This window comes from Amycolatopsis keratiniphila subsp. keratiniphila, assembly GCF_001620365.2.
GTDB classification, from domain to species: domain Bacteria; phylum Actinomycetota; class Actinomycetes; order Mycobacteriales; family Pseudonocardiaceae; genus Amycolatopsis; species Amycolatopsis keratiniphila.
In genome coordinates this window covers 369,206-369,583 of the sequence record NZ_LQMT02000042.1, presented here as the reverse complement: position 1 = coordinate 369,583, position 378 = coordinate 369,206, and the positions used below count along the sequence as shown (strand labels likewise).

Annotated in this window: 1 protein-coding gene; it reads right to left on the bottom strand. The window is 64.0% G+C overall.

The window, feature by feature from the left end; genetic code table 11:
- The coding region (locus AVR91_RS39890; protein ID WP_143254259.1) for an adenosylhomocysteinase at positions 1 to 378 on the bottom strand (378 nt) is incomplete at both ends.

The window sequence follows — 378 nt, the reverse complement described above, 5'->3', positions numbered from 1 at the left end:
AACAGCTCGATCTGCGCGATCACCTGGTTGGAGAAGCTGTTCGACATCACGAACGACGGGTGCCCGGTCGCGTTGCCCAGGTTCAGCAGGCGGCCCTCGGACAGCACGATGATGCTCTTGCCGTCCGGGAACACCCACTCGTCGACCTGCGGCTTGATGTTGACGCGCCGGATGCCCGGGTAACGCTGCAGGCCCGCCATGTCGAGCTCGTTGTCGAAGTGGCCGATGTTGCCCAGGATCGCCTGGTGCTTCATGCGCGCCATGTGCTCGACGAGCACGACGTCCTTGTTCCCGGTGGTGGTGATGATGATGTCGGCCTCGCCGAGGACGTTCTCCAGCTTCTTGACCTGGTAGCCGTCCATCGCCGCCTGCAGCGCG